This is a genomic window from Streptomyces sp. T39 (assembly GCF_008042045.1).
Classification (GTDB): domain Bacteria; phylum Actinomycetota; class Actinomycetes; order Streptomycetales; family Streptomycetaceae; genus Streptomyces.
The window spans coordinates 2,015,435-2,038,294 of record NZ_RDBP01000012.1 but is presented as its reverse complement, the minus strand read 5'-3'; the positions used below and the strand labels follow the sequence as shown (position 1 = coordinate 2,038,294).

General features: G+C 69.5%; 31 protein-coding genes. 1 reads left to right on the top strand and 30 read right to left on the bottom strand.

Annotation, left to right across the window (positions count from 1 at the left end; all coding sequences use genetic code 11):
* The 5 genes from glmM to EAO77_RS10265 form a co-directional block, all read right to left on the bottom strand.
* Positions 1–1,254 (bottom strand): phosphoglucosamine mutase (glmM, locus tag EAO77_RS10285; RefSeq protein ID WP_147989062.1); only part of this gene is annotated, 1,254 nt, incomplete at its 3' end.
* Between the two features lie 151 nt (positions 1,255–1,405).
* Positions 1,406–1,918 (bottom strand): 30S ribosomal protein S9, encoded by a 513-nt coding sequence (gene rpsI / locus EAO77_RS10280; protein WP_147987700.1) that lies wholly within the window; start codon positions 1,916–1,918, stop codon positions 1,406–1,408.
* Positions 1,919–1,959: 41 nt separating this feature from the next.
* Complete coding sequence (gene rplM / locus EAO77_RS10275) at positions 1,960–2,403, bottom strand: 50S ribosomal protein L13 (RefSeq protein ID WP_147987699.1); 444 nt, start codon at positions 2,401–2,403, stop codon at positions 1,960–1,962.
* Between the two features lie 264 nt (positions 2,404–2,667).
* Positions 2,668–4,302, bottom strand: coding sequence for a serine/threonine-protein kinase (locus EAO77_RS10270; protein ID WP_147987698.1), 1,635 nt, complete (start codon positions 4,300–4,302; stop codon positions 2,668–2,670).
* Between the two features lie 109 nt (positions 4,303–4,411).
* A complete protein-coding gene (locus EAO77_RS10265) occupies positions 4,412–6,031 on the bottom strand; it encodes an ABC-F family ATP-binding cassette domain-containing protein (RefSeq protein WP_147987697.1) in 1,620 nt (539 codons plus the stop codon).
* 55 nt (positions 6,032–6,086) lie between these two features.
* Here EAO77_RS10265 and EAO77_RS10260 point away from each other — a divergent pair, with 55 nt between their 5' ends.
* The gene (locus tag EAO77_RS10260; protein WP_147987696.1) at positions 6,087–7,040 is read left to right on the top strand and encodes a hypothetical protein; all 954 of its coding nucleotides are present in this window, start codon (positions 6,087–6,089) and stop codon (positions 7,038–7,040) included.
* A gap of 483 nt (positions 7,041–7,523) precedes the next feature.
* Here EAO77_RS10260 and EAO77_RS38545 read toward each other — a convergent pair whose 3' ends face one another.
* From EAO77_RS38545 to rplP, 25 genes are all read right to left on the bottom strand, one after another.
* Complete coding sequence (locus EAO77_RS38545) at positions 7,524–9,185, bottom strand: hypothetical protein (RefSeq protein WP_187283174.1); 1,662 nt, start codon at positions 9,183–9,185, stop codon at positions 7,524–7,526.
* A 171-nt stretch (positions 9,186–9,356) separates the two neighbouring features.
* Positions 9,357–9,893: a hypothetical protein gene (locus EAO77_RS10250; RefSeq protein ID WP_147987695.1), complete on the bottom strand. Its 537-nt coding sequence runs from the start codon at positions 9,891–9,893 to the stop codon at positions 9,357–9,359.
* Between the two features lie 194 nt (positions 9,894–10,087).
* Entirely contained in the window at positions 10,088–10,948 is an 861-nt protein-coding gene (gene truA, locus EAO77_RS10245; RefSeq protein ID WP_147987694.1) for a tRNA pseudouridine(38-40) synthase TruA, read from the bottom strand.
* 79 nt (positions 10,949–11,027) lie between these two features.
* On the bottom strand, positions 11,028–11,534 hold the full coding sequence (rplQ, locus tag EAO77_RS10240) for a 50S ribosomal protein L17 (RefSeq protein WP_147987693.1): 507 nt from the start codon (positions 11,532–11,534) through the stop codon (positions 11,028–11,030).
* Positions 11,535–11,642: 108 nt separating this feature from the next.
* Entirely contained in the window at positions 11,643–12,665 is a 1,023-nt protein-coding gene (locus EAO77_RS10235; RefSeq protein ID WP_003956430.1) for a DNA-directed RNA polymerase subunit alpha, read from the bottom strand.
* 136 nt (positions 12,666–12,801) lie between these two features.
* Complete coding sequence (gene rpsK / locus EAO77_RS10230; RefSeq protein WP_003956432.1) at positions 12,802–13,206, bottom strand: 30S ribosomal protein S11; 405 nt, start codon at positions 13,204–13,206, stop codon at positions 12,802–12,804.
* A 65-nt stretch (positions 13,207–13,271) separates the two neighbouring features.
* Complete coding sequence (gene rpsM, locus EAO77_RS10225) at positions 13,272–13,652, bottom strand: 30S ribosomal protein S13 (RefSeq protein WP_147987692.1); 381 nt, start codon at positions 13,650–13,652, stop codon at positions 13,272–13,274.
* A gap of 190 nt (positions 13,653–13,842) precedes the next feature.
* A complete protein-coding gene (rpmJ, locus tag EAO77_RS10220; protein WP_003956441.1) occupies positions 13,843–13,956 on the bottom strand; it encodes a 50S ribosomal protein L36 in 114 nt (37 codons plus the stop codon).
* A 57-nt stretch (positions 13,957–14,013) separates the two neighbouring features.
* Positions 14,014–14,235, bottom strand: a complete 222-nt coding sequence (gene infA / locus EAO77_RS10215) for a translation initiation factor IF-1 (RefSeq protein WP_003956442.1) — start codon at positions 14,233–14,235, stop codon at positions 14,014–14,016.
* A 150-nt stretch (positions 14,236–14,385) separates the two neighbouring features.
* Positions 14,386–15,222, bottom strand: a complete 837-nt coding sequence (gene map, locus EAO77_RS10210; RefSeq protein ID WP_147987691.1) for a type I methionyl aminopeptidase — start codon at positions 15,220–15,222, stop codon at positions 14,386–14,388.
* Positions 15,223–15,334: 112 nt separating this feature from the next.
* The gene (locus tag EAO77_RS10205; RefSeq protein WP_147987690.1) at positions 15,335–16,000 is read right to left on the bottom strand and encodes an adenylate kinase; all 666 of its coding nucleotides are present in this window, start codon (positions 15,998–16,000) and stop codon (positions 15,335–15,337) included.
* Positions 16,000–17,319, bottom strand: coding sequence for a preprotein translocase subunit SecY (gene secY / locus EAO77_RS10200; RefSeq protein WP_147987689.1), 1,320 nt, complete (start codon positions 17,317–17,319; stop codon positions 16,000–16,002). The genes EAO77_RS10205 and secY overlap by 1 nt, the downstream gene beginning before the upstream one ends.
* A 223-nt stretch (positions 17,320–17,542) precedes the next feature.
* The gene (gene rplO, locus EAO77_RS10195) at positions 17,543–17,998 is read right to left on the bottom strand and encodes a 50S ribosomal protein L15 (protein ID WP_128985125.1); all 456 of its coding nucleotides are present in this window, start codon (positions 17,996–17,998) and stop codon (positions 17,543–17,545) included.
* Between the two features lies 1 nt (position 17,999).
* Positions 18,000–18,182, bottom strand: coding sequence for a 50S ribosomal protein L30 (gene rpmD, locus EAO77_RS10190; RefSeq protein ID WP_005313525.1), 183 nt, complete (start codon positions 18,180–18,182; stop codon positions 18,000–18,002).
* A complete protein-coding gene (gene rpsE / locus EAO77_RS10185; protein WP_030201551.1) occupies positions 18,182–18,787 on the bottom strand; it encodes a 30S ribosomal protein S5 in 606 nt (201 codons plus the stop codon). The genes rpmD and rpsE overlap by 1 nt, the downstream gene beginning before the upstream one ends.
* Before the next feature lie 45 nt (positions 18,788–18,832).
* A complete protein-coding gene (gene rplR, locus EAO77_RS10180; protein ID WP_147987688.1) occupies positions 18,833–19,216 on the bottom strand; it encodes a 50S ribosomal protein L18 in 384 nt (127 codons plus the stop codon).
* A gap of 3 nt (positions 19,217–19,219) precedes the next feature.
* The gene (gene rplF / locus EAO77_RS10175) at positions 19,220–19,759 is read right to left on the bottom strand and encodes a 50S ribosomal protein L6 (protein ID WP_147987687.1); all 540 of its coding nucleotides are present in this window, start codon (positions 19,757–19,759) and stop codon (positions 19,220–19,222) included.
* A 21-nt stretch (positions 19,760–19,780) separates the two neighbouring features.
* Positions 19,781–20,179 (bottom strand): 30S ribosomal protein S8, encoded by a 399-nt coding sequence (rpsH, locus tag EAO77_RS10170; protein ID WP_018847496.1) that lies wholly within the window; start codon positions 20,177–20,179, stop codon positions 19,781–19,783.
* A 209-nt stretch (positions 20,180–20,388) separates the two neighbouring features.
* Entirely contained in the window at positions 20,389–20,574 is a 186-nt protein-coding gene (locus EAO77_RS10160) for a type Z 30S ribosomal protein S14 (protein WP_003956452.1), read from the bottom strand.
* Positions 20,575–20,579: 5 nt separating this feature from the next.
* Positions 20,580–21,137, bottom strand: coding sequence for a 50S ribosomal protein L5 (gene rplE / locus EAO77_RS10155; protein WP_147987686.1), 558 nt, complete (start codon positions 21,135–21,137; stop codon positions 20,580–20,582).
* Positions 21,137–21,460 (bottom strand): 50S ribosomal protein L24, encoded by a 324-nt coding sequence (rplX, locus tag EAO77_RS10150; RefSeq protein ID WP_005313570.1) that lies wholly within the window; start codon positions 21,458–21,460, stop codon positions 21,137–21,139. Before rplX ends, rplE begins: the two co-directional genes overlap by 1 nt.
* 2 nt (positions 21,461–21,462) lie before the next feature.
* Positions 21,463–21,831: a 50S ribosomal protein L14 gene (rplN, locus tag EAO77_RS10145; protein WP_003956455.1), complete on the bottom strand. Its 369-nt coding sequence runs from the start codon at positions 21,829–21,831 to the stop codon at positions 21,463–21,465.
* Between the two features lie 100 nt (positions 21,832–21,931).
* Positions 21,932–22,213 carry a 30S ribosomal protein S17 gene (rpsQ, locus tag EAO77_RS10140; protein WP_147987685.1) on the bottom strand — a complete coding sequence of 94 codons (282 nt, stop codon included), beginning with the start codon at positions 22,211–22,213 and terminating at the stop codon, positions 21,932–21,934.
* Positions 22,213–22,437 carry a 50S ribosomal protein L29 gene (rpmC, locus tag EAO77_RS10135; RefSeq protein WP_017949657.1) on the bottom strand — a complete coding sequence of 75 codons (225 nt, stop codon included), beginning with the start codon at positions 22,435–22,437 and terminating at the stop codon, positions 22,213–22,215. The genes rpsQ and rpmC overlap by 1 nt, the downstream gene beginning before the upstream one ends.
* Positions 22,437–22,856, bottom strand: a complete 420-nt coding sequence (rplP, locus tag EAO77_RS10130; protein WP_005313579.1) for a 50S ribosomal protein L16 — start codon at positions 22,854–22,856, stop codon at positions 22,437–22,439. Before rplP ends, rpmC begins: the two co-directional genes overlap by 1 nt.
* Positions 22,857–22,860 lie beyond the last annotated feature (4 nt).

The window sequence follows — 22,860 nt, the reverse complement described above, 5'->3', positions numbered from 1 at the left end:
CGAGGGGCGCAGCAGCACCCGGCCGGTGGCGCCGAGCTCGCGCTCGGCCTCGGCCACGGCCTGGGACAGCTCCGCGGAGGTCGTCACCCGGGACTTGTCGACGTCGCGCACGTTGACGAGCACCTGCGGCAGCCGCTCCATCACACCGGCCAGGTCGGCGAGGGAACGGCCCGTGGCGGCGATCCGGGCCGCGAGCATCAGACCGGTCAGCGTGCCGTCACCGGTGGTGGCGTGGTCGAGGACGATGACGTGGCCGGACTGCTCGCCGCCGAGCGCGTAGCCCTTCTCCTTCATCGCCTCCAGCACGTAGCGGTCGCCGACCGCGGTCTGCACCAGCTCGACGCCCTCGCGCTCCATCGCCAGCTTGAAGCCGAGGTTCGACATGACGGTGGCCACGACGGTGTCGCCGCGCAGGGTGCCCGCCTCGCGCATCGCGAGGGCGAGCACGGCGAGGATCTGGTCGCCGTCGACCTCCTCGCCCGCCGCGTCCACGGCCAGGCAGCGGTCCGCGTCGCCGTCGTGCGCGATGCCGAGGTCGGCCCCGTGCTCGACGACGGCGGCCTTGAGCAGGCCGAGGTGGGTCGAGCCGCAGCCGTCGTTGATGTTGAGGCCGTCCGGCTCGGCGCCGATCGTCACGACCTCGGCACCGGCGCGGGTGAACGCCTCGGGCGACACGCGGGACGCCGCGCCGTGCGCCTCGTCCAGCACGATCCTCAGACCGTCGAGACGGTTGGGGAGGACGGCGATCAGGTGGGCGACGTACTTGTCGAAGCCCTCGTCGTACTCCTTGACGCGGCCGACGCCCGCACCGGTCGGGCGGTCCCACGGCTCACCGGTGCGGTGCTGCTCGTAGACCTGCTCGATGCGGTCCTCCAGCTCGTCGGCGAGCTTGTGCCCGCCGCGGGCGAAGAACTTGATGCCGTTGTCCGGCATGGCGTTGTGGCTGGCGGAGAGCATCACACCGAGGTCGGCGCCGAGCGCACCGGTGAGATACGCCACCGCGGGGGTGGGCAGCACACCGACGCGCAGCACGTCGACTCCGGCGCTCGCCAGGCCGGCCACCACGGCGGCCTCCAGGAACTCTCCGGATGCACGGGGGTCACGGCCCACCACCGCGGTCGGGCGATGGCCGGCGAAGGTCCCCGCCTCGGCCAGCACGTGCGCCGCGGCGACCGACAGTCCGAGCGCGAGCTCGGCCGTGAGGTCGGCGTTGGCCACACCGCGGACACCGTCCGTTCCGAAGAGTCGTCCCACTGTTGTTCCTCCGAGAAGCTGATTGCTCGAACTCTTACACGCCCGAGGTCGTCGGGAGTCGATAAACGAACGCCCCGGCAGCAACGAGTGCCGCCGGGGCGAACGAAAAGCCGTACAGAAGCCGTACCAGCTCGTACAGCCAGCGTGCGCTTTAGCGCTTGCTGTACTGCGGGGCCTTACGGGCCTTCTTGAGACCGGCCTTCTTGCGCTCGACCGCACGGTCGTCGCGGGAGAGGAAGCCGGCCTTCTTCAGCGGGCCGCGGTTGTTGTCCACGTCCGCCTCGTTCAGGGCGCGGGCCACACCGAGGCGCAGGGCGCCGGCCTGGCCGGAGACGCCGCCACCCGAGATACGGGCGACAACGTCGTAGCGGTCGTCGAGCTCGAGCACCTTGAAGGGCTCGTTGACTTCCTGCTGGTGCACCTTGTTGGGGAAGTAGTCCTCAAGGGTGCGGCCGTTGATCTTCCACTTGCCGGAGCCCGGAACGATCCGGACACGGGCGATGGCGTTCTTGCGACGGCCCAGGCCGGCGGCCGGCTGCGGGTCGCCGAAGCGGGAAGCCAGGGACTCGGAGGTGTACTCACCCTCGACCGGAACCTCGGTCTCGGTGGTGTACTGCTCGACGTCAACCTCTTCGAGCGGGGTCTCGGCGGTGGTCTCAGCCACGATTCTCCTCAGATTCTTTTCGTCTTAGGGGGTGGCCGGACTTACTGCGCGACCTGGGTGATCTCGAACGGAACAGGCTGCTGCGCAGCGTGCGGGTGGTTCTCGCCCGCGTAGACCTTCAGCTTCGAGAGCATCTGACGGCCCAGGGTGTTCTTGGGGAGCATGCCCTTGATGGCCTTCTCGACGGCCTTCTCGGGGTTCTTCTCCAGCAGCTCGTCGTAGCGGACGGAGCGCAGACCACCCGGGTAACCGGAGTGGCGGTACGCCATCTTCTGGGTCCGCTTGTTGCCGGACAGGTGCACCTTGTCGGCGTTGACGATGATGACGAAGTCACCAGCGTCGACGTGCGGCGCGTAGATCGGCTTGTGCTTGCCCCGGAGAAGGGTTGCGGCGGTCGTCGCCAGACGGCCCAGGACGATGTCCTGCGCGTCGATGATGTGCCACTGGCGCGTCACATCGCCGGGCTTGGGGCTGTACGTACGCACGGTCGTAGCCTTCGCTTCTTCAGTGATGGGGATCCTCCGCGGCCGGTGAAGGCACGAAGGACGGGGTCCTGACAAGGCCACCCGGACGATCACGACAGCCTTGGCGGCGCCGCGGGGACGCAACCCGGGTGCCAGCCGCTGGTCATCGGCCCGGTGAACCGGCGTAAGGGCCCCTCACGTGAGATAGAGCAAGCCAATACGCATAACGAACCAGAAGAATACCGTCGCCCCCCGTACGGGTCAAAATCCCGTGCCGGGCCGGGGTCACGGAGCGCCGAGCGCCTCGGCCAGGAATCGTGCCTGGTTCCTGCCCAGCCGGGTGGCGATCACGGCGCTGCCCCCGGTCAGCGGCTCCTTGATCATTACGTTGGACAGCAGCCGTCCCTCACCCTGCACGACCGCCAGCTGGTCGGTGGGGCTCGGCCGGCCGCTGACCTTCGACGTCAGTGCCGTCCACGCCGCCCGGTCCGCGTCCTCGAAGGTCACCGCCACCTCCCACCCCGACAGTCCCGTGCCCTGCGACTCCCGGGCGACGACCTCACGGAAACGGTCGACGGTCAGGCCCTCGGCGTCGGACACCTCCACACACACGCTGCGGTCGTCCGCGACGAAGCCCCGCCCCTCGGGGAGGGGCGGCTCGGTCGCGGCCCCGAGCACGCCGTCCGTCCCCTCGACCGTCCCCGGGCACACCCCCAGGTGCTCCTCGGCCACCTCCAGGAACCGCACCGGTGTGTCCGGCACGCCCGCCTCCTGACGCGTCTCCCCCTCCCAGGGCCGCCAGACCAGCACCGATGCCGCCAGCACCGTCACCGCGAGCGCGCCCACGGCCCGGGGCAGCCGCCCGTTCCGGGCGGACCGCGGCCCGCCGCGCCCGCCCGCTCCGGCACCGCCGGCGCCCGGCGCGCCGTCCGCCGGTCCGTCCAGCCGGGACGTCGCGGGCGGCGCCGGCACCCGTGAGGTCGTCGCGTCCGGGCCGAAGCGGCGGCCCGCGGCCTCCAGTGCCTCGATCCTGCGGGCGCGGTGACGCTCCACGGCCTCGGCCCACCGCGGCCCGATCCAGTCCTCGCCACCGCGTGCGGAGGACGGCCTGCCGCTCAGCCGCCGCGCGCACAGGGCGACGACCGCGGCGGGCGTCGGGCGGTCGGCGGGGTCCGGCGCCAGGCACGGCAGCACCAGGCCGGCCACCTCCTCGGGCAGCCCGGTCACGTCGGTCTCGCCCCGGGCGGCGCGCACCAGCAGCTCCATCGCCGAGGCGGTCTCGATCCGCGCATACGGCGGCCGGCCGGTGGCGAGACAGAAGAGGGTCGCGCCGAGGGAGAACACGTCGGACGCGCCCGTCGTCGGCTCGCCCCGGGCCTGCTCCGGCGCGGCGAAGGCGACCGTGCCGAGCGCCGTCTGCGTCCGGGTCACGTCGTGCGCCTGCGAGATCCCGAAGTCGATCAGCCGGGGCCCCTCGATCGGCAGCAGCACATTGGCCGGTTTCACGTCCCGGTGGACCAGACCGGCCTCGTGCAGCGAGGCGAGGGCCTCGGCGATCCCGGCGGCGATCCAGTGCAGCGCGTCCGGCCCCAGCGTGCCGCAGCCGTCCAGCAGCTCCTTCAGCGACGGCGCGGGCACGTACTCCTGCGCCATCCAGGGCACCGCCGCGGCGGGGTCCGCCGCGACGATGCTCGCGGTGTAGACGCCCCGCACCCGCTGCGCCAGCGCGACCTCGCGCGCGAACCGCCGCCGGTCGTCCTCGCTGTCGGTGAGCAGCGTCTTGAGGGCGACCGTGCGGCCGCCGTCGGTCCGGGCCAGATAGACGCGGCCCATGCCTCCGGCTGCCAGCTCCGCCAGGACGGTGAACCGCCCGAACCGCTCCCCCGGGCGCACCGCACCCGTGACGTCCTCGCCCTGCATGCCTGCCCCCCCGGCGTCCCGCCTCCGCCGTGCGACGCCCGCGCGGCACGGCAACGACGCGTCCCTACCCCGGGACGGTTCCGTTCACCCTCGTCCCGGGGCCCGCGGGTCAGCGCGCCCGCTCGACGCGGCGCTCGTCCCAGACGGGCTCCGGGGTCTCGCGCACCTTCCCGTCCGAGCCGAAGACCAGGAACCGGTCGAAAGACTTGGCGAACCACCGGTCGTGGGTGACCGCGAGCACCGTGCCCTCGTACGCCTCCAGGCCCGCCTGGAGCGCCTCGGCCGACTCCAGGTCCAGGTTGTCCGTCGGCTCGTCGAGCAGCAGCGCCGTCGTGCCCGCGAGCTCCAGCAGCAGGATCTGGAAGCGCGCCTGCTGCCCGCCGGAGAGCTTCTCGAAGGGCTGGTCGCCCTGGCGCTCCAGCTCGTACCGGCGCAGCACCGACATCGCACCGCCCCGGTCCTTCGCGTGCTCGGTCCACAGGATGTCGACCAGGGTGCGGCCCATCAGCTCGGGGTGCGCGTGGGTCTGCGCGAAATGGCCCGGCACCACCCGGGCGCCCAGCTTCCACGCACCGGTGTGCGCCACCCCGTCCCCGGCCAGCAGCCGCAGGAAGTGGGACTTGCCCGAACCGTTGGACCCGAGGACGGCCACCCGCTCGCCGTAGAAGACCTCCAGCGAGAACGGCTTCATCAGCCCGGTGAGCTCCAGGTCCGTGCAGGTCAGCGCGCGCACCCCGGTCCGGCCGCCGCGCAGCCGCATCCGGATCTCCTGCTCTCGGGGCGGCTCCGGCGGCGGGCCGGCCTCCTCGAACTTCCGGAAGCGGGTCTGCATCGCCCGGTAGCGCGAGGCCATGTCGGGGCTGATGGCCGCCTGCTGGCGCAGCCGGTGCACCAGCGCCTTGAGCCGGGCGTGCTCCTCGTCCCAGCGCCGCTTCAGCTCCTCGAAGCGCGCGAACCGCTCCTTGCGCGCCTCGGGGAAGGTGGCGAAGCCGCCGCCGTGGATCCACACGTCGGATCCGGCGGGCCCCGGCTCGACCGCAACGATCCGCTCGGCCGCCCGGGAGAGCAGCTCCCGGTCGTGGGAGACGAACAGGACCGTCTTGCGGGTCTCCGCGAGCCGCTCCTCCAGCCACCGCTTGCCCGGCACGTCCAGGTAGTTGTCCGGCTCGTCGAGCAGCAGCACCTCGTCGGGACCGCGCAGCAGCGCCTCCAGCACCAGCCGCTTCTGCTCGCCGCCGGAGAGCGTGCGCACCTGCCGCCACTGCGCCTTCTCGTACGGGACGCCCAGCGCGGCCGTGGTGCACATGTCCCAGACGGTCTCCGCCTCGTAGCCGCGCGCCTCCGCCCAGTCGCTCAGCGCCTGCGCGTACCGCATCTGCGCGGCCTCGTCGTCGACGGTCATGATCGCGTGCTCGGCCTTGTCCACCGCGGCGGCCGCCTCGCGGATGCGCGGCTGGGAGACCGACACCAGCAGGTCCCGCACGGTGCGCTCGTCACGCACCGAGCCGACGAACTGGGGCATCACCCCGAGGCCGCCGCTGACCGTCACCGAGCCGCCGTGCGGCTGGATCTCGCCGGCGATGATCCTCAGCAGCGTCGTCTTGCCCGCTCCGTTCGCCCCCACCAGCGCGGCGACCGCGCCCTCTCCCACGCGGAACGACGCGTCACCGAGGAGCACCCGCCCGTCCGGTAGGTAGTACTCGAGGTGTGCCGCTTCCACATGTCCCATGGGGCGATTGTCACCGCCGGGCCCGGTCTCACCCAACCGGTTTAGGATGCGCGGCATGAGCTTTGGGCAGGGGGGACCTCAGTGGGGGTCCGGCGGACAGGACCAGGACCCGTACCACCAGGGCCAGTACGGGGGCGGACAGGGGGGCTTCGGCCAGGGCTCCTACGGCGGTGACCGGTACGGCTCGGACCCGGGCACCCCGGACTGGGCCGCGCTCGCGGACGCCTCCGCCGCCCGTACCCGTCGCAGGCGCTGGCTGATGATCGGCGGCGGCGCGCTGGCGACCGCGCTGATCGCGGGCGCCGTGGCGACGGCGATCGTCACGTCCAACAAGGACGACGGCCCGACGGCCTCCGACCGCAACGGCGGGGCCCTGCCCACCGCGCCCACGCTGCCGCAGGACACGACCCAGCCGCAGCCGTCCTTCTCCTCGGTGGCCCCGCTGCCCCCGCCGAACCCCAAGGACTTCATCTCCGACCGGAAGAAGGACACGGCCCCGCTGAGCGCCGACACCCTCTTCCCGGGGAAGAAGCTCACCATGGGCAACGGGGCGCGCGTCTACACCAAGGGCCTGACCGCACGGACCGGCAACTGCGCAGCCGCCACCAGCCCGACGCTCGGCGGCGTGCTGGAACGCAACAAGTGCGAGCAGGTGTTCCGCGCCACCTACGTCAAGGACGGCATCGCGGTCACCGTCGGCGTGGCGACCTTCGAGAACGAGGCCACCGCCAAGAAGGCCGTACGGGAGGCGAAGGGCGGCGTCCTCCCGATGCCGGGCGCCGGCGTCCCCACCTTCTGCAAGGGCGGGCCCGTCTGCCGGAACACCTACAACTCCTACGGCCGCTACGCCTACTTCACCATCACCGGCTACACCACGGCCAAGTCGGTGACCACCAAGGACACCAAGGCGTACCAGACCGGCGACGACGTGGGCGAGTTCGCGTTCCGCCAGATCGTGCGCCGCGGCGACGCCCAGGCGAAGGCGGCGGCCACCCGGCCCGCGCAGTGACGCGGGGGCGGGCGGTGACCACCGCGCGGTGACCGCCGCACGGCAGTGACCGCCACGCGGTGACCTGCGTGCCGGCGTACTCGCAGGTGCCCGCGGTGCGCGGCGGCTCCAGCCCTCTGGTGACGGTCACGCTCGTCAGCACGCCGTCCGCGGCACCGGTGCCCGTGTCCGGGTCCGTGTCCGTGTCCGTGCAGGCGTAGCGCGGCCGCCGGGTCTCACCGACGGTGGACCGCTCGTCGTACAGCCGCGGGTCCACCACGGCCAGGTCCGGGCTGCCGGCCGCCGCTCCGGCGGCGGCCGCATCCGTGCCCGTGGCCTGCGCCGGGGCGGCGAGTGCTGCCGCCGCCACCCCAGCGCGGCCCGCTGGAGCACGGTGCCGGCCTCCGGTCGTCCTCGCCGTGCCGGTCCCCTCCCGTCGTGCGCACGGTGCGCCGCACACCCGCCCGGGAACCGTGCCCTTGCGGGCGTGCCGTCCGTGCCGTGTCAGACCGTGCCGCGCCGCCGGCGCACCACCGTGACGAGCACCCCGCCCGCCAGGACGGCCGCGGCCGCGCCGAGCGCGACGGGCAGCACCGGCGATCCGGTGGACGCCAGATCGCCGCCGGCGGCACCGGTGGAGCCGCCGGACGAGGCGCCGCCGGACGCCGCCGCGCCGCCGTCGGAGCCGCCGGAACCGCCCGAGGACGTCCCGCCTGCGGTGGAGCCGCCGGAGCCGTCACCCGGCTCGTCGACCGGGTTCACCACGACGGCCGCCGAGTCGTTCGACGGCTTCTTGTCGTGCTCGCCGTGGCCGCCGTAGTACGTCGACGTGACCTTGATCCGGCCCTCGGCGTTCTCCACGTCCTTCTCGATCAGCAGGACGAAGGGCAGGTCCGCGCGCGCGTCCTCCAGGACGAACGTGCCCTGGCCGCAGACGTACAGCGGCGCACCGGGCTTGCTGCCGTAGTACTTCCTGCGGTCCGCCGAGTAGCCGTCGCACCCCTCGGCGACGGTCGTCACCCGGGTGCCCGGGGGCACCAGGAACTCGACGGCACCGACGGAACGCGGGTCGCCGCCGCTGGTGCCGGTGACCCAGGCCGGGCCGTTGTTGCGGAAGCCCAGGTCGACGGTGACGTGTTCGCCCTTCGCCCCCGCGGCGGTGTCGCCGACCGCCTGGAAGTCGGCCGTGTTGCGGGCCGTCGGCTCCCACCAGCCGGTGTTGTCCCAGATGTAGAGGTCCGTCGAGCGGGCGGAGGCGCCGGTCTTCTCCATCACGACCGCCGGGCCCGTCCCCTGGGTGAAGCTCAGCGTCCCGCGCAGCTTCGCCCGCTCGGCGGGGGTGTCCTCCACGAACCGGTAGCTCAGCCGGTCCACATAGGCCCGCGTGCCCGTCCTCACCGCGATGCCGCGGTCGGCACGGTAGGTGGCCCCCGGTTCGTACGCGCCCGGGAAGGAGCACAGCGCGAAGACGGTCTGCTCCGGCCCCGGCAGATCGGCGTACTCGCAGTTCCCCGCGGTGCGCGGCAGCTCCAGGCCCCGGGTGCCCGTCAGCGCGAGCAGCACTCCCGCGGCCGGCAGCGTGCCCTTGTTGACGAAGGAGTACCGGGGGTTCTGCACCTCGCCCACGGACGGATTGTCCTTCAACGGCACGCGTACGGCGGCGAGATCCGGCCCGCCCACCCGCACGAGCGTCGAGGAGCCCTCGACGGTGATGCCCTCGGAGGCGGCGCTGACCTTCAGCCGCCCGCTCTGCCCGTTCCTGCTCCCCTGGGCGGCGAGCAGTTCGGGGACTCCGACGGACGCGATCTCGCCCTCGACGGTGTGCCGGCACGTCATCGTGGTGCCGGCGATCGAGCAGAAGCGGGCGTCGACGGCCCGGACCGACACGTCGACGAAGGACGCGATCTCCGCGAAGTCGTAGGTCAGCACGTACTCCCGGGCGGCCGTGTCCCCGGCCGGCCGCTCCAGCGCAGCGTGGAACCAGGGCTGCTGGAGCGTAGAACCGGGCAGCGGCAGCCCGAGTTCCGCCTCCAGCGTGACCCGGTACCCGGGCTCCTCGGCACGCGCCGTGCCCGCGGCTCCGCCCAGGGCGGCCGCCATCGCCCCCAGGGCCGCCAGGCCCCCCGTCAGACGCCGCAGCGTCCGTCTCCCGCCGTCCTCGCGCATCCCGCACCCCGTCCGTTCGTCACCCGGAAGCCGTCCTGCGTCCACTGAGTAGACCAACGGGGACGGGGATGGTTGCCCCCGGGGCGGGCCGGGGAACGGCGAGCGCCCGGGGTTCCTCCGGTCCGCGGCCGTGCTTCGCACGGCTCTCCCGCCACTGGGGCACGGGTCCCGTCAGGAGGCCCGCCGGAGGTCCATGCCCCGCGTGACCGTCAGTACCGGCAGCACCCTCCCGGCCGGCAGCGTGCCGTTGTTGACGAAGGAGTACCGAGGGCGCTGGACCTCGCCCACGAACGGCCGGCTCTTCAAGGGCACCCGGACGGCGAAGAGCTCCGCTCCGCCCACGCGCACCAGGGTCGAGGCGCCCCGCACGGTGACGCCCTCGGACTCGGCGGTCACCCGCAGATGACCGCTGCGCCCCTCCTGCGCGCCCGGGACCGCCCGGAGCAGGGGAGTCGGCACCGGCGGGTTGTCGTCCACATACCGGTGACGGCACGTCATGCGCGTGCCGTCGACGGTGCACCTGTCCCCGGAGTGGGGCTCGACCCCGACGTCGACGAAGCCGGCCAGCTCGGAGAAGTCCCAGGTGAACACGTAGTCCCGGGGCGCATCACCCTTCGGCTCGCCGAGGTGGGCGTGGTAGGAGGGCTGCTGATCGCGTGACCCCGCCGGCGGCAGCCGCAGAGCGGCCTCGACCTGTATCCCGTACACGGGCTCCTCGGCCCGCACGACGCCGGCCGAGCGCACAGGAGGGCCAGGGACCGCCGCGAAGGCCGCCGCACCGCGCACCAGTCGTTCCGCACCCCCCGCCATGACCCCACCCCTCGCCGCACTGCCCGGCACCCGGACGGAAATCCCCGCCCCTGTGGCAAGACCGTTCAGCGGGCGGATGGTTGCCCCGGGCTTCAGCAGCAGCCCGCCGAAGCCCCCGGCAGCGAGCGTTTGTTGCGCGCCTCCTTGCTGCGTGCGGCCAGCAACTCATCCGCGGGGTAGGCGACTTCCTCCAGGGTCAGACCGTGCGGGCGCACCACGTGCACGGCCGAGTCGCGGACGCCGGCCGCCAGGACCTTCGCCGGCCAGTCGACCGGGCGGTGCCCGTCGCCGACGAACAGCATCGCCCCGACGAGGGAGCGCACCATGTTGTGGCAGAAGGCGTCGGCCTGCACCGTGGCGGTGAGGATCCCCGAGGCGTCCCGCGCCCAGGACAGTTGCTGGAGGGTGCGAATGGTGGTGGCGCCCTCGCGCTTCTTGCAGTAGGCGGCGAAGTCGTGCTCCCCCACCAGCCGTTCGGCGGCGGCGTTCATGGCGTCCACGTCCAACGGCCAGTCGTGCCACAGCACATGACCCCGCAGCAGCGGGTCGACGCCGCCGGGTGCGTCGGTCACCCGGTACGCGTACCGCCGCCAGATCGCCGAGAAACGGGCGTTGAACCCGGCGGGCGCCTCCTCGGCGCTCCAGATGCGCACATCGCGCGAGAGCCGGCCGGCCAGGCGCTTGAGCAGCTTCTCCCGGTGCTCGGCCCACACCTCGCCGGGCAGGTCGACGTGCGCCACCTGCCCCCGCGCGTGCACCCCGGCGTCCGTGCGCCCCGCTACCGTCAGCTCGTACGTGGTGGCCGACCGCGTCACCGTCCGCAGGGCGTCCTCGATCTCGCCCTGCACGGTCCGCTGCCCGTGGGCCTGCTTGGCCCAGCCGGAGAAGTCCTTGCCGTCGTACGAAAGGTCCAGCCGCACCCGGACGAAACCGGGCCTCACCTCGTCGCTCACGCGACCATCCTCTCAACTCATGCGGAACGGGCCCGCCCCCACAGGGGGACGGGCCCGCTCGACGAACCTGGGATCAGGCTCAGGCGTCCTTGGACTCCTCGGCCGGGGCCTCGGCGGCCTCGTCGGCCTTGGTGTCCTCGACCTTGGACTCCTCGGCCTTGGCCTCGGACTCCTTGACGGCGCGCTTGGTGGCGGCCTCGGCCTCGGCGACGGTCGCCTTCTTGGCGATCTCACCCTCGACCAGCTCGATCACAGCCATCGGGGCGTTGTCGCCACGACGGTTGCCGATCTTGGTGATACGGGTGTAGCCACCCGGACGCTCGGCGTAACGCGGAGCGATCTCGGTGAAGAGCGTGTGCACGATGCCCTTGTCCGTGATCGTCTGCAGCACCAGGCGACGGTTGTGGATGTCGCCCTTCTTCGCCTTGGTGATCAGGCGCTCGGCGACCGGACGCAGGCGGCGGGCCTTGGCCTCGGTCGTGGTGATGCGGCCGTGCTCGAACAGCGACTTCGCCAGGTTCGCGAGAAGAAGCTTCTCGTGAGCGGCGCTGCCACCGAAACGGGCTCCCTTGGTGGGACGCGGCATGGGGTTTCTCCTTGTGATCTGCACCGGCCGTGTCAGGTACCGGTGTCAGTTACCGGCGGACGGCCGCCCGCCGGAAGTGGGGGCCGGGCCCGCGGGCCCGGCTCAGACTCAGTACTGCTCGGTCTCGACGAAACCGGCGTCCGCGTCGTCGTCGGCGCCGAAGGCGTCGGCGGCGGCGGTCGGGTCGAATCCGGGCGGGCTGTCCTTGAGGGCCAGGCCCATGCCGGCCAGCTTCGCCTTGACCTCGTCGATCGACTTCGCACCGAAGTTGCGGATGTCGAGCAGGTCCGCCTCGGAGCGCGCCACGAGCTCACCCACGGAGTGGATGCCCTCACGCTTGAGGCAGTTGTACGAACGAACGGTGAGCTCGAGCTCCTCGATCGGCAGCGCCAGGTCGGCGGCGAGGGCGGCGTCCGTCGGGGACGGGCCCATGTCGATGCCCTCGGCGTCGATGTTGAGCTCACGGGCCAGGCCGAACAGCTCGACCAGGGTCTTGCCGGCGGACGCCATGGCGTCGCGCGGGCGCATGGCCTGCTTGGTCTCGACGTCGACGATCAGCTTGTCGAAGTCGGTCCGCTGCTCGACTCGGGTCGCCTCGACCTTGTAGGTGACCTTGAGGACCGGCGAGTAGATGGAGTCGACCGGGATGCGGCCGATCTCCTGGCCGACCTGCTTGTTCTGCACGGCCGAGACGTAGCCGCGACCGCGCTCGACGGTCAGCTCCATCTCCAGCTTGCCCTTGCCGTTCAGCGTGGCGAGCACCAGGTCGGGGTTGTGCACCTCGACACCGGCCGGCGGGGCGATGTCCGCGGCGGTGACCAGGCCGGGGCCCTGCTTGCGCAGGTACATCACGACCGGCTCGTCGTGCTCCGAGGAGACGACCAGCTGCTTGATGTTGAGGATGAGGTCGGTGACGTCCTCCTTGACGCCCGGCACGGTGGTGAACTCGTGCAGGACACCGTCGATGCGGATGGACGTGACGGCCGCACCCGGGATCGAGGAGAGGAGGGTACGGCGCAGGGAGTTGCCGAGCGTGTAGCCGAAGCCCGGCTCCAAGGGCTCGATGACGAACCGCGAACGGTACTCGTCGACGACCTCTTCGGTCAGCGAGGGACGCTGAGCGATCAGCATGGTGATTTTCCTTCAGTCGTGGACGCCCGCTATTTGACGTCCTCTGATACAGGGTACGGGCGGCACGCCCCGGAAGGGACGTACCGCCCGCGAACACCCTGGTGGAGCAGCCGGGCCGCCGGGCCCGCGCCGTGCGTCAGACGCGGCGGCGCTTCGGCGGACGGCAGCCGTTGTGCGGGGTGGGGGTGACGTCCTGGATCGAACCCACCTCGAGGCCGGTGGCCTGGAGGGAGCGGATCGCGGTCTCACGGCCGGAGCCGGGACCCTTGACGAAGACGTCGACCTTGCGCATGCCGTGCTCTTGCGCGCGGCGGGCGGCCGACTCGGCGGCCATCTGCGCTGCGAAGGGGGTGGACTTGCGCGAGCCCTTGAAGCCGACGTGGCCGGCGGAGGCCCAGGAGATCACGTTGCCCGAGGGGTCGGTGATCGAGACGATCGTGTTGTTGAACGTGCTCTTGATGTGCGCGTGGCCGTGAGCGACGTTCTTCTTTTCCTTGCGGCGCACCTTCTTGGCAGCGCCCTGACGTCCCTTGGGGGGCATCTTCTAACTCCTACGGGAGGTGGTCGGTCCTACAGCGAAGACCGCTGATGAGCGTCCGCTGAGGACTACTTCTTGCCCGGCTTCTTCTTACCGGCGATGGCGCGACGCGGGCCCTTGCGGGTACGTGCGTTCGTGCTGGTGCGCTGGCCGTGGACCGGCAGGCCGCGGCGGTGACGCAGACCCTGGTAGCAGCCGATCTCGACCTTGCGGCGGATGTTGGCCTGGATGTCGCGGCGGAGGTCGCCTTCCGTCTGGAAGTTGACGTCCACGTACTCGCGGATCTTGACCAGGTCCTCTTCCGGGAGGTCACGAACGCGGACGTTCGGGTCGACACCGGTGGCGGCGAGGGTCTCCTGGGACCGGGTGCGCCCGATGCCGAAAACGTAGGTGAGGGCGACCTCGATGCGCTTGTCGCGCGGAAGGTCAACGCCTTCAAGGCGTGCCATTCATGGCTCCTGTGATAGTCGGAGGTCTTCCGCAGAGTCGTTCCGTGGCCGCCGACCCCGCAGAGGGGTGATACGGACCAGGTCCCCGGCCTCCACCGGGGGTGTCGCCGGCCGAAGCCAGGCGGACCCTGCGTATGTACGTGTTTTTACGTGCGTCGCGCGAAGAACTGCGAGTGCAGGTGGTCGTGCGTCAGCCCTGGCGCTGCTTGTGGCGCAGGTTGTCGCAGATGACCATGACCCGGCCGTGACGGCGGATCACCTTGCACTTGTCGCAGATCTTCTTGACGCTCGGCTTGACCTTCATGGGATGTGAGGTTCTCCGGGTCAGTGCCGACACCCCCGAGAGGGAGTGCGACAAGATCTACTTGTAGCGGTAGACGATCCGCCCACGCGTCAGGTCGTAGGGAGAGAGCTCCACCACGACCCGGTCGTCCGGCAGGATACGGATGTAGTGCATACGCATCTTGCCGGAGATGTGCGCGAGGACCTTGTGACCGTTCTGGAGCTCCACCTTGAACATGGCGTTCGGGAGGGACTCGATCACGGTGCCCTCGATTTCGATGGCACCTTGCTTCTTGGCCACGCTTCGCCTTTCGAATCGGCTACCTTGATCGACTCTCGATCCGGGTGCGGACACACGGATGCACGAGAGCCGACGCATCAGTCTACGTCAGGGGTGCCGAAAAGACGAATCCGTCAAGTCTGCCCACCGGCGTAGATCGTCAATCCCTGCTCAGGCCAGCGGGTCCGGGGCCGCGGTGACGCCCAGCTCCGCCAGTTTCGCCCGGCCGCCGTCGGGGGCCGTCAGCACCAGCGGGCCCTCCTCCGTGAGGGCGACCGAGTGCTCCCAGTGCGAGGACCAGGTGCCGTCGGTCGTGATGACCGTCCAGTCGTCGGCGAGGACCTCGGTCTCCGGGGTGCCCAGCGAGACCATGGGCTCGATCGCCAGGCAGAAGCCGGGCACCAGCTTCGGTCCGCGGCCGCGCCCCCGGGAGACGTAGTTCAGCAGGTGCGGGTCCATGTGCATCTCGGTGCCGATGCCGTGGCCGCCGTAGTCCTCGATGATCCCGTACCTGCCGGTCGCCGGCCGCGGCTGACGGCGGATGTAGGTCTCGATGGCCCGGGAGACGTCCACCAGCCGGTTGCCGTTGCGCATGGCCGCGATACCGGCCCACATCGACTCCTCGGTGACCCGGGAGAGCTCGATCAGCTCCGGAGCGTGACCGGAGCCCACGAAGGCCGTGTAGGCCGCGTCGCCGTGCCAGCCGTCGACGATCGCGCCGCAGTCGACGGAGATGATGTCGCCGTCCTTGAGGACGGTCTTCTCGTCCGGGATGCCGTGGACCACGACCTCGTTCACCGAGGTGCAGATGGTGGCGGGGAAGCCGCCGTAGCCGAGGAAGTTCGACTTGGCGCCGTGCTCGGCGATGACCTTGCGGGCCACCTCGTCCAGGTCGCGGGTGGTGGCGCCGGGGACGGCCGCCTCACGGGTGGCCGCGTGGATGGCGGCGACGACCAGTCCCGCCTCACGCATCTTCGCGATCTGCTCGGGGGTCTTGATCTGCACCATTGCGGCGGGCGCCTTTCCGGTCGGGGACGGTCTCGGTGAAAACGGGGCGAGTCAACGATAAGGCCGCGGCGTCCTGGGGACACCGCGGCCTCGTCTCGGTCGTGCGGAGGGATCAGGCCTGGGTGGCCTTGTCCACCTGCAGAGCCTCCATGGCACGGGCGGTCACGTCGCCCACCTTGCCCAGTGCGGAGATCGTGACCACCAGGCCCTGGGCCTTGTAGTAGTCGATGATCGGCTCGGTCTGCGTGTGGTAGACCTCCAGGCGCTTGCGCACCGTCTCCTCGGAGTCGTCGTCGCGCTGGTACAGCTCGCCGCCGCACTCGTCGCAGACGCCCTCGGTCTTCGGCGGCGTGTACGCCACGTGGAAGACGTGCGCGCTGTCGTTGCGGCACACCCGCCGGCCGGCGATCCGCTTGACGACCTCGCCCTCGGGGACCTCCAGGTCGAGCACGGCGTCGAGCGTGACGCCCTCGCCCCGGAGCATGCCGTCCAGCGCCTCGGCCTGGCCCACGTTCCGCGGGAAGCCGTCGAGCAGGAAGCCGCCCACGGCGTCCGGCTGCGACATGCGGTCCTTGGCCATGCCGATGGTGACCTCGTCGGGTACCAGGTTGCCGGCGTCCATGTACGCCTTGGCCTGCTTGCCCAGCTCCGTGCCCTGGGAGATGTTCGCACGGAAGAGGTCACCCGTGGAGATGTGCGGGATCGACAGGTTCTTCGCCAGGAAGGCGGCCTGCGTTCCCTTCCCTGCACCGGGCGGTCCGACGAGGACGATTCGCATCAGCGGAGGAACCCTTCGTAATTACGCTGCTGGAGCTGGCTCTCGATCTGCTTCACGGTCTCCAGACCCACACCCACGATGATGAGGATGCTCGTCCCGCCGAACGGGAAGTTCTGGTTCGCGCCGCCGAAGCCTGCCAACGCCATCGTCGGGACAAGAGCAATCAGACCCAGATACAGCGAGCCCGGCCAAGTGATCCGGTTGAGCACGTAGCTCAGATACTCGGCAGTAGGACGACCGGCCCGGATACCCGGGATGAAGCCACCATACTTCTTCATGTTGTCCGCGACTTCCTCGGGGTTGAACGAGATCGCCACGTAGAAGAAGGCGAAGAACACGATCAGCAGGAAGTACGTAGCGATGTAGTACGGGTGGTCACCCTTCACGAAGTGGGCTTCGATCCAGGTCTTCCAGCCCGACTGGCCGCTGGAGAACTGCGCGACGAGCGCCGGGATGTAGAGCAGCGACGACGCGAAGATGACGGGAATCACACCCGCCTGGTTCACCTTGAGCGGGATGTACGTGGACGTACCGCCGTACGACCTGCGGCCGATCATGCGCTTCGCGTACTGCACGGGGATCCGGCGCTGGGCCTGCTCGACGAAGACGACGAGCCCGACCATCACGAAGCCGATCAGGATGACGGTGCCGAACTCGATCCAGCCCTGGGCGAGCTTGCCGCTCTCCTTGATGGCCCACAGGGCACCCGGGAAGCCGGCGGCGATCGAGATGAACATCAGGATCGACATGCCGTTGCCGATGCCGCGGTCGGTGATGAGCTCACCGAGCCACATGACGGCGGCGGTGCCGGCGGTCATGGTGAGGACCATCACGACGGTGGTGAAGATCGACTGGTCCGGGACGATGTCGTTGGCGACCCGGCAGCCGCTGAAGAGTGCGCCGCTGCGGGCGGTGGCGACGAGGCCGGTGCCCTGGAGGACAGCGAGGGCGACCGTCAGATAACGCGTGTACTGCGTGATCTTCGCGGTGCCGGACTGCCCCTCCTTCTTGAGGGCCTCCAGCCTCGGGATGACCACCGTCAGCAGCTGAAGAATGATGCTCGCCGTGATGTACGGCATGATGCCGAGCGCGAAGATGGTGATCTGCAGCAGCGCCCCGCCACTGAACATGTTCACCAGCCCGAAGAGGCTGTTGTTGCCCTTCGAGGCTGCATCCACACAGATCTGTACGTTCTGGTAGTCGACGCCCGGAACCGGGATGTGCGACCCGAGGCGGTACAGAACGATGATGGCAAGGGTAAAGAGCAGCTTCTTGCGCAGGTCGGGCGTCTTGAACGCCCGGGCGAACGCGGTGAGCACGGTGCCTCCTGCGACCCCCGCGCTACTGCGTCAGAGGTGACGGTATTGAGGATCGACGAATACGAAAGGGGCCAAACCGCTCGGCGGGCCCCATGAGGCACACCGGGCTGAAGTTAACAGTGGACGCCACCTTACCGGCGACCATGCCCCCCTAGGAACGACCAACCGGGGATGCCCCATTTGAGAGGCATCCCCGGCAGGATGTTCAGGCCATCGAGTCGTCTCAGACGAGCTCGGTGACGGTGCCGCCGGCAGCGGCGATCTTCTCCTTGGCGGAGCCGGAGACGGCGTCGACCGTCACCTGCAGCGCCACGGAGACCTCGCCCTGGCCAAGGACCTTGACGAGCTGGTTCTTGCGCACGGCACCCTTGGCGACCAGGTCGGCCACGGTGACCTCGCCACCCTGCGGGTACAGGGCCGCGAGCTTGTCCAGGTTCACGACCTGGTACTCGGTGCGGAACGGGTTCTTGAAGCCCTTGAGCTTCGGGAGACGCATGTGGAGGGGCATCTGCCCACCCTCGAAGCGCTCCGGAACCTGGTAACGGGCCTTCGTGCCCTTGGTACCACGACCGGCCGTCTTACCCTTCGACGCCTCACCACGACCCACACGGGTCTTGGCGGTCTTGGCGCCCGGGGCGGGACGGAGGTTGTGGACCTTCAGCGGGTTGTTCTCCGCCATGTCAGTCGACCTCCTCGACCGTCACGAGGTGGCGGACGGTGTGCACCATGCCGCGGAACTCGGGACGATCCTCCTTGACGACCACGTCGTTCAGGCGCTTGAGCCCGAGCGAACGCAGCGTGTCACGGTGGTTCTGCTTGCTGCCGATGTACGACTTCGTCTGCGTGATCTTGAGACGGGCCATTACGCACCCGCTCCCGCACGCGCACGCAGCAGAGCCGCGGGAGCGACGTCCTCGAGCGGCAGACCGCGGCGGGCCGCGATCTCCTCGGGACGCTGCAGACCCTTCAGGGCCTCCACGGTCGCGTGCACGATGTTGATCGCGTTGTCCGAGCCGAGCGACTTCGACAGGATGTCGTGCACGCCCGCGCACTCGAGCACGGCGCGCACCGGGCCACCGGCGATGACGCCGGTACCGGGGGAAGCCGGCTTCAGCAGCACGACGCCGGCAGCCTTCTCGCCCTGGATCGGGTGCGGGATGGTGCCCTGGATACGGGGGACCTTGAAGAAGTGCTTCTTGGCCTCCTCAACACCCTTGGCGATGGCGGCCGGCACCTCCTTGGCCTTGCCGTAACCGACGCCGACGGTGCCGTCACCATCGCCCACCACGACCAGCGCGGTGAAGCTGAAGCGACGACCACCCTTCACAACCTTGGCGACGCGGTTGATCGCGACGACGCGCTCGACGTACGCGGTCTTCTCGGCGGCGGCAGCGCCACCGTCGCGACCCTTCCGGTCCCGCCGCTCGCCGCCACCGGCACCGCTTCCGCGGCGCTGGGGTCCAGCCATTGGATTACCTCTCTCTGTTACGTCCGTTAGTCCCGGAACCGGGGCTCAGAACTTCAGCCCGGCTTCGCGGGCGGCGTCAGCCAGAGCGGCAATGCGCCCGGCGTACCTGTTGCCACCACGGTCGAACACGACGGCCTCGACACCGGCGGCCCTGGCGCGCTCGGCGACCAGGGCGCCGACCTGCTTGGCCTGCGCGGACTTGTCACCCTCGCCACCGCGGATCGACGTGTCCAGGGTCGACGCCGACGCAAGGGTGTGACCCTTGAGGTCGTCGATGACCTGAGCGACGATGTTGCGGTTCGAACGCGTCACGACGAGGCGCGGACGCTCCGCCGTACCCGACACGTTCTTGCGGATGCGGATGTGGCGGCGCTGCTTCGCGGCGCGCTTGTAGGCGTCGCCCTTAGCGATCTTCGTGCCGTATGCCATTGCTTACTTACCCGCCTTTCCGACCTTGCGGCGGATGACCTCGCCCGCGTACTTGACGCCCTTGGCCTTGTACGGGTCGGGCTTGCGCAGCTTGCGGATGTTCGCGGCGACCTCGCCGACCTTCTGCTTGTCGATGCCCTCGACCGAGAACTTGGTCGGCGACTCGACCTTGAAGGAGATGCCCTCGGGCGCCTCCACCAGGATCGGGTGGCTGTAGCCGAGCTGGAACTCCAGGTTGGAGCCCTTCGCGGCGACGCGGTAACCGACACCGCTGATCTCGAGCGCCTTGGTGTATCCCTGGGTCACACCGGTGATCATGTTCGCCACCAGCGTGCGGGACAGGCCGTGCAGGGCCTTGTTCTGACGCTCGTCGTTGGGACGGGTGACGTTGAGAACGCCGTCCTCGCCCTTAACAATCTCGATCGGCGACGCGACGGTGTGCGTGAGGGTGCCCTTGGAACCCTTCACGACGACCGTGCGGCCATCGATGGTGACGTCCACACCGGCGGGAACCTGGATGGGGAGCTTGCCGATTCGCGACATGAGCTATTCCTCCGTTCCCGACTACCAGACGTAGGCGAGGACTTCCCCACCCACGCCCTTCTTCTGCGCCTGCTGGCCGGTCAGGAGGCCGTGGGACGTGGAGATGATCGCCACGCCCAGGCCGCCGAGAACCTTCGGCAGGTTGGTGGACTTCGCGTAAACACGCAGACCCGGCTTGGAGATGCGCTTGATGCCGGCGATCGAACGCTCACGGTTCGGGCCGAACTTCAGCTCCAGGACGAGGTTCTTGCCGACTTCGGCGTCCTCGACCTTCCAGCCGGTGATGAAACCCTCCTGCTGGAGGATCTCGGCGATGTGCGACTTGATCTTGCTGTGCGGCATGGCCACGGAGTCGTGGTACGCCGAGTTCGCGTTACGCAGACGCGTCAGCATGTCTGCGATCGGATCAGTCATGGTCATGAATTGGCCTTCGGCCTCTCTCGCCGGGGTTTCCTGTATGCGCCATCCCTCTCCCCACACAGGGGCGGGACGGGTGCGGCGCGGGGACCTACGGCGTAGTAAGTCGTGACGGGCGGCGGACGCCCAACCCCACAAGCCTACGGCATGCGGGGAGGGCGCTCCGCCGACCCTCTGCTTACCGAGAGACTCCGGTCATCCCTGTGAAGGGACTACCAGGAGCTCTTGGTCACGCCCGGCAGCTCGCCACGGTGAGCCATCTCACGGAGGCACACGCGGCACAGGCCGAACTTGCGGTACACGGAGTGCGGGCGGCCACAACGCTGGCAGCGGGTGTAGGCACGCACACCGAACTTGGGCTTACGAGCAGCCTTGGCAATCAGAGCCTTCTTCGCCATCTCGCTTACGCCTCCTTGAAGGGGAAGCCGAGGTGACGGAGAAGCGCGCGGCCCTCAGCGTCGTTGGTCGCCGTGGTCACCACGGTGATGTCCATACCCCGGACGCGGTCGATCTTGTCCTGGTCGATCTCGTGGAACATGACCTGCTCGGTGAGACCGAAGGTGTAGTTGCCACGGCCGTCGAACTGCTTGGGGGACAGACCACGGAAGTCGCGGATGCGCGGGAGCGCGAGCGACAGGGTGCGGTCCAGGAACTCCCACATGCGGTCGCCACGGAGCGTGACGTGGGCACCGATCGGCTGACCCTCGCGCAGCTTGAACTGCGCGATGGACTTGCGGGCCTTGGTGACGGCCGGCTTCTGACCGGTGATCGTGGTGAGGTCGCGAATCGCGCCGTCGATCAGCTTGGAGTCGCGGGCGGCGTCGCCCACACCCATGTTGACCACGATCTTGACGAGGCCGGGAACCTGCATGACGTTCTCGTAGGAGAACTCCTCACGCAGCTTGCCCGCGATCTCCTCGCGGTACTTCGTCTTCAGACGCGGAGTGGTGGTGGTAGCCATCAGATGTCCTCACCCGTCCGCTTGGCAACGCGGATCTTGTTGCCCTCGTCGTCGAAGCGGAAACCGACGCGGGTCACGACCTTCTTGCCGTCCTTCTCCACGACGAGCTGAACATTGCTCACGTGAATGGGGGCCTCGGTCGTGACGATGCCACCGGTCTGCGAACCACGAGCGGTCTGGCCGGCCTTGGTGTGCTTCTTGACCCGGTTGACACCCTCGACCAGGACGCGGTCCTCGCGGGGGAAGGCCGCGATGACCTTGCCCTGCTTGCCCTTGTCCTTGCCGGTGATGACCTGAACCAGGTCGCCCTTCTTGATCTTCATGCTTACAGCACCTCCGGCGCGAGCGAGATGATCTTCATGAACTTCTTCTCGCGCAGCTCACGGCCGACAGGGCCGAAGATACGGGTGCCGCGAGGGTCGCCGTCGTTCTTCAGAATGACGGCGGCGTTCTCGTCGAAGCGGATGTACGAGCCGTCCTGACGACGACGCTCCTTGACGGTGCGAACGATGACCGCCTTGACGACGTCACCCTTCTTCACGTTGCCACCGGGGATCGCGTCCTTGACGGTGGCGACGATGACGTCACCGATGCCCGCGTAGCGGCGACCGGAGCCACCGAGAACACGGATGCAAAGGATCTCCTTGGCACCAGTGTTGTCGGCGACGCGCAGTCGCGACTCCTGCTGGATCACGTCTATCTCCTGATTGTCTGCCGGTTCCCGGCGGGGGTCTCCGGCGGAGACCCCCGCCGAGCCTGGCGGAACGAACTCGAAGGGTTACCCCTTCGAGCGATTACTTGGCCTTCTCGAGGATCTCGACGACGCGCCAGTGCTTCGTGGACGACAGCTTCCGGGTCTCCATCAGGAGGACACGGTCGCCGACGCCCGCAGCGTTCTGCTCGTCGTGGGCCTTGAGCTTGTTGGTACGGCGGATGACCTTGCCGTACAGCGCGTGCTTGACGCGGTCCTCGACGGCGACGACGACGGTCTTGTCCATCTTGTCGCTGACGACCAGACCCTCGCGGGTCTTGCGTGCGTTGCGCTCGGTCTTCTCAGTCACGTTGTTCTCGCTCATCAGGCGCTCTCCACCGTCTCGATGCCCAGCTCGCGCTCACGCATCAGGGTGTAGATCCGGGCGATGTCCTTGCGGACGGCCTTCAGCCGGCCGTGGTTCTCGAGCTGGCCCGTCGCCGCCTGGAAGCGGAGGTTGAACAGCTCTTCCTTGGCCTCGCGGAGCTTGGCAACAAGCTCCTCGTTGCCCAGCTCGCGCAGCTCGGACGCCTTGGTACCGGCCGACATCACGCTTCACCTGCCTCGCGCTTGACGATCCGGCACTTCATCGGCAGCTTGTGCGCCGCGCGAGTCAGAGCCTCACGTGCGATCTTCTCGTTCGGGTAGGACAGCTCGAACATGACCCGGCCCGGGTGCACGTTCGCGACCCACCACTCGGGGGAACCCTTACCGGAACCCATGCGGGTCTCGGCGGGCTTCTTCGTCAGCGGGCGGTCCGGGTAGATGTTGATCCAGACCTTGCCGCCACGCTTGATGTGGCGGGTCATCGCGATACGAGCCGCCTCGATCTGGCGGTTGGTCACGTACGCCGGAGTCATGGCCTGAATGCCGTACTCGCCGAACGCAACCGTCGTACCACCCTTGGCCATACCGCGGCGCTTGGGGTGGTGCTGCTTGCGGTGCTTGACCCTACGGGGGATCAGCATGTCG